General features: G+C 40.8%; 7 protein-coding genes. 4 read left to right on the forward strand and 3 right to left on the reverse strand.

Annotated elements, in window-relative coordinates; all coding sequences use genetic code 11:
* Together ACUVXA_RS14305 and ACUVXA_RS14310 are read right to left on the reverse strand one after the other, a co-directional pair.
* Nucleotides 1-343, reverse strand: a 343-nt coding sequence (locus ACUVXA_RS14305; RefSeq protein ID WP_445871955.1) for a hypothetical protein, incomplete at its 3' end; no start/stop codon positions are given.
* A 48-nt stretch (nucleotides 344-391) separates the two neighbouring features.
* Nucleotides 392-1,300 (reverse strand): hypothetical protein, encoded by a 909-nt coding sequence (locus tag ACUVXA_RS14310; RefSeq protein ID WP_445871956.1) that lies wholly within the window; start codon nucleotides 1,298-1,300, stop codon nucleotides 392-394.
* Nucleotides 1,301-1,476: 176 nt separating this feature from the next.
* Between ACUVXA_RS14310 and ACUVXA_RS14315 the strand changes: the two genes are divergently transcribed.
* Nucleotides 1,477-3,105, forward strand: coding sequence for a thiamine-phosphate synthase family protein (locus ACUVXA_RS14315; RefSeq protein WP_445871957.1), 1,629 nt, complete (start codon nucleotides 1,477-1,479; stop codon nucleotides 3,103-3,105).
* A gap of 398 nt (nucleotides 3,106-3,503) precedes the next feature.
* On the opposite strand, the gene ACUVXA_RS14320 is transcribed toward ACUVXA_RS14315, so the two are convergent.
* Entirely contained in the window at nucleotides 3,504-4,730 is a 1,227-nt protein-coding gene (locus ACUVXA_RS14320) for a magnesium transporter (protein WP_445871958.1), read from the reverse strand.
* A 605-nt stretch (nucleotides 4,731-5,335) separates the two neighbouring features.
* Between ACUVXA_RS14320 and ACUVXA_RS14325 the strand changes: the two genes are divergently transcribed.
* From ACUVXA_RS14325 to ACUVXA_RS14335, 3 genes are all read left to right on the forward strand, one after another.
* Entirely contained in the window at nucleotides 5,336-5,551 is a 216-nt protein-coding gene (locus ACUVXA_RS14325; protein WP_445871959.1) for a hypothetical protein, read from the forward strand.
* A gap of 117 nt (nucleotides 5,552-5,668) precedes the next feature.
* On the forward strand, nucleotides 5,669-6,094 hold the full coding sequence (locus ACUVXA_RS14330) for a 4Fe-4S double cluster binding domain-containing protein (protein ID WP_445871960.1): 426 nt from the start codon (nucleotides 5,669-5,671) through the stop codon (nucleotides 6,092-6,094).
* A 25-nt stretch (nucleotides 6,095-6,119) separates the two neighbouring features.
* On the forward strand, nucleotides 6,120-6,293 hold a 174-nt coding region (locus ACUVXA_RS14335; protein WP_445871961.1), incomplete at its 3' end, for a peptide deformylase.

Below are 6,293 nucleotides of genomic sequence, written 5' to 3' on the forward strand. Positions count from 1 at the left end.
CGGGGAAACTTGTTGAGCAAAACACAAGCATATATTTCCCGTATACGGTAAAAAACAGTAAAAGAGTTCCCACCGGAATGTCTAACACTCCTTCTTCAACCACACAGTATATAGTCGAATCATTAATACACTGTATATCATTGTAACAAACAATCACCGATAATACGTGTTCTCCAGGTAGAGAAGATGCGTTAATTGTTCCTTCCCAACTTTTTCCATCCGTTTTTTCTAATGGAAAATTATCAATTTTTACTGAAATAAAGGGATCATCACTTGTAACTTCCACGATTACATGAATCGGCGCGTTTGGTTTTACAAAGGTTGCGTTTAGAGTAATCGACACAACTTCAAGAGATCCGGGGAGAATAGTTACGTTGAACTCGCTTTCCGTTTAACCATATATTTGGTCGCCCTCAAACCTCAACCAGAAGCCGTACACTCCAGGAGTAAAACCAGACGGAATCAACCAGGACACCACACAGTGGCCAAGCGAATCAGTAGCAGATACAGCTAGACTAATATTTAGAGAATCATATAAGTATAACAATTGATCAGTAAGCGAAGAATTGTTAACATCTTTTAAATACGCCTCAACCACCAAATATTCTCCGGGATAGGCTGAGATAGTATGGGTGAGGTTCTCAAATGTTGTTCCTTTAGGTGGGAGAATGGTTACGTTAAATTCTTCCTTCGTTGAAGCGTATATTGGGTTGCCTTCGAACACTATTCTAAAGCTGTAAAGTCCGGGAATAAAATCATATGGAATTAACCAGGATAGTATGCAGTGACCTTGAACATCTGTAGGAGACTCAGTGAGACTAATATTTTGCTGATCAATTAAATGTACCTGCTGATCAGAAATCGAATTGTTAATGTTATCCCTCAAATCCGCTTCAACTGTTAAATACTCTCCGGGAAAGGCTTCTGGAGGATAAGTGAGGTTTTCAAAAAATGTTCCCGCTTTAATGAGGAGATCTGTGTAAACTGGTACAGTGTCAGGTCTATTGGGGCATGTGGCTTTGATGGTTGTTAGCCCAAGATTGTAGTCGTCGCGTATACTCCAATTGAGAACTGCGTATCCACTGGAGTTGGTGTATGCTCCTCCAATTAAAAGACTATTTAGCTCATCATGAAAAAGAGTCAGCTCTCCGATAATTGGATCGGTCGAGTTCTGCATTCTCACAGTTATTATTGTGTATTCTCCCCTATAACAGATCCGAAAATCTTCATCCTTACCCGACAAGTCTATTAGAGAATTGGAAAAGTAGCAAATGTTGGGTGTCCTGCACAGCGCGACCATAAAAAATATGATTAACACTAAGATTATGAGTAGAACATTTTGCGCTTTTTTTTTAAAGATATTATTTTTGTATTGAGCTTTCATAGTAGTCCGTAGAAAGTTTTAAAGTTAGATATTTAAACTCAACTCTTAATTGAAATTTTTAATGTATTCTTCCTAACGGGAAGGTGGCAAAAATGAAACTGAATGAAAAAATAGAGATTTACGGAAAAATGTCTGTGGCGCTTGAATACATTGAGGCATGTAAAGAATTCGCCAACCTGATTCCCGAGGTGAGAACAAACCTGGTTTATGGGAAAGCTAATCCTCAAACTCCAGAAGATGTCTTAGCAGTTGAGGGACGCATAACCGTGATAAACAATATGCCCCACGCAGCGGGAAAGCTAAAGTTCGGGGCGTCAAGCCACATGGCCAGACTCATCATAGAAATAAACAAGAATGACCCCTCAATAAGAGCAGGTATAAACTTTGCCTGCAACCCTGACCTTATAAAGTGGTTAGAAGACTATTGTAAAAAGAAGGGATGGATTTTCAGTGTAATTGACCGCACCAAAGAGCCAGAGGAAATCAAACAGATAGAAGGGGCATCCATGCCCTGGAAGGTGAAAGAAACCATAAGAGCGGCAGGAGGCAAAGTGCCCAAGATTTTCTACGAAGCGGGAGCCGTGGGCAAAGAAGACCTAACAGTGCTAGTAGGGAAAGACCCAATAGAAGTTGCAAAAGATGCCTGTGAGATAGCAAGAGAATACGCTAAGAGTCTTAAACCCCCACCCAAAGTGGGTAAAATAGACCTAGAAACGTTTACCAATTATCTACTACAACGCCTCGGAAAAAAGGATGAAACAGTTCTGGTACCCCCACTAACCGGTGTTGACGCCGCAGTAATTGATATAGGTAATAATAAGGTGCTCATTGTTGCGGAGGATCCGATATTTTCTATACCGAAACAGCCATTGGAGATGTTTGGATGGTACACGGTACACATAGGAGCCAGTGACGTTGCTGTGATGGGGGTTAAACCCCGATACATGACCTATTCGCTTTTAATGCCTCCAGAAACCAGTGACGAGGAGTTTAGAACTATTGTGGATTCCATACATCAGACCGCGGTGGAGCTTGACATTGCCATAGTTGGAGGACACACCGGATACTACCCCGGATTTGCTTCACCCACCATCGGGGGAATAGCGGTTTTTGCCATCGCAGACAAAGATGGTTACGTTACCCCTGCTGGTGCAAAGCCTGGTGATGATGTTATTCTAACCAAAGGACCCGCAATAGAAACAGTGGGAATACTGTCTGTGCTAAGGGAGCCTGAGTTACTGGAGAATTATCCCAAGCTACTGGTGGAAAAAGCGAAGGCCTTGTGCAAAGAGATGACCGTGGTTAAGGATGCTATAACCGCAATGGAAGTTGGAGGGGTCACCGCGATGCATGATGCAACAGAAGGGGGCGTAATTGGAGGACTCTTTGAGATAGCGAATGCAAGCAATGTGGGCATGGAGATTGATGAGATTTCCTTCATTTATCCGGAAGAAGTGAAAATGGTTTGTGAGGCATTCAGCATTGATCCAGTCGCGGCAATCGCTGAAGGCTCCCTACTCATCACTGCGAAACCAACCCACTCCAAACAAATCATCAAAAAACTGAAAGAAGTAGGTATAAACGCATCCATCATAGGCAAAGTAACAAGCGACTCCAAGACAAGAATAATGAAAAGGCTCGACGGAAGCAAGGTTCCATTAGAAATACCGGAGCAAGACCCATTCTGGCCAGTCTTCTTCGAAGGGGTAGAAAAAGGGTAAACTAGTCTCAATCCCATAAAATATTTGTTCAAAAGTTTTTTCTGTAACTGCTTTATTTTCGGTGAAAGAATAATACAGACTATAAAATTACACTAAATAAATATTAAACATGTTAATTTATTAGAAGTAGAAGCATTGTCGGTTGCCTTCTTGTGCATTTTTTTAATCATTTATTTTATTTTAGTAGCTTGATGAATTTTAAGTCTGGTTTATAGTTTAAATTTATTTTGGAGAAAATTCTATCAATTAAATAAGTTACTTTGAAGATAATTTAATTACGGTAAAGGGCATTATTTCCCTCGGTTTTCAAGATTTTTCAATTCACTAGCCCAGTTTTAGTAATCTCGGATTGTAAATAAAATCATGGATGATTCCCGTTTCTAACGCAATTTTTCATTTTAAATTAATTCTATCAAGAGTAGGGAGATGAATAGGGCGAGGGTAGTTATGCTGTCTGCGAGTGAGGATTGAATGGGAATGACGAAATTGTCTGGGTCCCATCCCTTCTTAAAAGTTAGAATGGCGATGGCGTAAGATATTAGAATTATTACAGGTACTGCGAGTATGTTTGTGAGGAGGAGTAGGATGGAGAGTATTAAAAATTCAGGCAGTGTTAAGATGCCATGTATAACTAGTGATAAGAGGACGTAGGAGAGGAACATGATTATTGAAGCCAACCATGTTGAAAAAATCCTTTTGGCATGGTTTCTTATACTGGAGAGTGAGGGTTCAATGAAACCCAGAAAAAGCCTTGTTGTGGCAGTAGAACCGACAACCGAGCCTACGTCGCCCACGGTGTCGATTATGGCGGGATAGACCGTGTAAATTTCTAATCTGCTACCCACGGTTTCCTCAATCCCCCTTAAAATTGTGCCGGTTACGTTCACGATAAATGCTACAAACAACAGGGTTAAAAAAGACTCCCTAATTGTTTTTATAAAATCCGGCTCTCGGACACTATTTGGTAAAACAGCTAAGGATAAAAACAATAACAAGATTCCAAGTAGAATAGTCGCGAATCTGCCTAGGGAGCCTGATAGAAAGAACAGGTTAAGCGTGAAAACGTAGCACAGGGTAATGGCTATGTCTGCCACCGTCGACATCACAGGATAAGTAATAACATCTGGATCTAATCCCTTTTTAAAGGAAATAAATGAAACCTGAGCCGTAACCAGGGTCAAAGCCAAACCCAAAAACATGGTGGAAGACACAACCACCAGAATATCTGGAAAGTCCCCCAAAGTTATCCCCCAGAAAAAACTCCCAAAAAATACGGACACCAAACTTATCACAAAGCTCGCCAGCAGAGTTAAAACTATCACAGATTTGAAAAGCAAGTAAAAATTCTTGGTGTTCCCAAAAAGCCTTGGATGTACTGTACCTACATGCAAAGCGGTGCCTAAACGTCCACTGAGCAAACCACTTATCAAACCCCTGACAGTCAAGATTTCGGGATAAATAGCCAAAGCCCATTTAGAAAGCTGAAACACATCAAACTGATAAGCCACCATGAAGCCAGCAATAATCCCTCCAACATTGAAGGAAAAAGCTATCAGAGCCTCCCTGAAGTAACCCAGTGACAGAACACTTCTTCCAGTACTGTATATACCCTTGACTGCCCTCATCCCGCTCACCTTCTAAACATTCTCCGAAGCAAACCTTAAACTCTAGAAACACCGACACTAGTTGTAGGGGAAATCTCAGCTGAAACAGAATATTACACAACTCCATTCTTGCTACCTTCACACTCTACGATGAATCTCAAATCAGTCCACAAACTATTGCTACAACAGGATTTCAGCAACTTGGACCTATCCTTCCATAGCGTCTACATAATTACCTATTCAGACACCATGATACTCGAACTGTGAGTGTGATTATAAAGTTGAGGCAATACCAAAATATAAGTTTAACTCAAATCTTTTCCTAAGCTAGTTCCTCCAAACAAATAATCAAAAAGCTAAAAGAAGTGAGCGTAAACGCGTCCATCATAGAAAAGTTACAAGCAACCCCAGAACAAGAATAATGAAAAGGCTCTACGGAAGCAAGGTACCGTTAGAAATACCAGAGCAAGACCCGTTTTGGCCAGTCTTCTTCGAAGGCGTAGGAAAAGGGTAAATGAATGCTAATCCCATGTGTAATATTTATTTGTCAGAAGAGTGCAATTTACGGAATAATAAAATAGTTTTTTGAAGCATTTCCATAATTGTTGGAATGAGAGGATGTTGGAATGTTGGGAAAGGGTATTGAAGTGGAGATTAGAGATTTGCTCAGCAGGGACGGTTTTCCAATATACGGTGTTGCTGCGGTGGTCAAGCTCCCCTCAGTACCAGTAGAATTTTCTCCCCAAGCTTTACTGGAGGGTGCCAAATCGATTATCTGTTACGGGGTGCCCATTCCAAAAGGAATCATATATGCTAAAGAAAATAGTCTTGCCTTATACTGACGTTATTGTAACATGCTGTATAGGACCCTCGACACGGCATCAAGCAAACTTTGTATAATTTTAGAAGAGAAGGATTATCCAACCTTTCCAATTTATGGATGTTATCCTTGGAGGATAGTGAACCGAGAGTTTTGGGGACTTATGCCTCTGGTTTACTGGGCGGAGCAGGCAGGCTTAGGTAAACTTACAAAATGTGGACTACTCGCTAATCCCACCTACGGTACCAGAATTCTATTAGGCGGTGTGGTTACCACAATGCAGTTGGAACCTTCCGAAAAACTAAGCGGCAAAATCTGTCCACCAGACTGCTTCGAATGCATAGATGTCTGCCCTGTTAAAGCCATAGAGAAAACAGGAAAAGTTAATCATAGTACGTGTATGAGTTACGCAAATTTCAATCCCCTTTTGTCACATTTACGCGGAGACCAATCTTGGAAGGAGAAATTCTCATTTGAAACATTAATGAATACCGTGGGCGTCGATGACCATAGTTGTTACTCCTGTTTTGAGTGTCTGAAAGCATGCCCATTAAACAAAAAATAGACTTGAAAGGGGAGAGATAAAATAAATACCTGTTAAAGAAGTTTTACTCCTGGGAAATCCAAAACTATATGAAGTATCTGAGGAAATTAGAAATGAAGAATTGGAAGAGCTTAAACCTATGATAGAGGATTTGCATGATACTCTGATGGATTTCCGAAAAAGATACGGTGCTGGGAGAGCAATAGCCGCCCCCCAGATA

It is taken from the genome of Candidatus Jordarchaeum sp. (genome assembly GCF_052745115.1).

What these genes read in the sequence shown, in the direction of transcription:
- ACUVXA_RS14310 (WP_445871956.1), bottom strand. Translation starts at nt 1,300, where the DNA reads ATGGTCGCGCTGTGCAGGACACCCAACATTTGCTACTTTTCCAATTCT.
- ACUVXA_RS14320 (WP_445871958.1), bottom strand. Translation starts at nt 4,730, where the DNA reads ATGAGGGCAGTCAAGGGTATATACAGTACTGGAAGAAGTGTTCTGTCA.
- ACUVXA_RS14315 (WP_445871957.1), top strand. Translation starts at nt 1,477, where the DNA reads ATGAAACTGAATGAAAAAATAGAGATTTACGGAAAAATGTCTGTGGCG.
- ACUVXA_RS14325 (WP_445871959.1), top strand. Translation starts at nt 5,336, where the DNA reads ATGTTGGGAAAGGGTATTGAAGTGGAGATTAGAGATTTGCTCAGCAGG.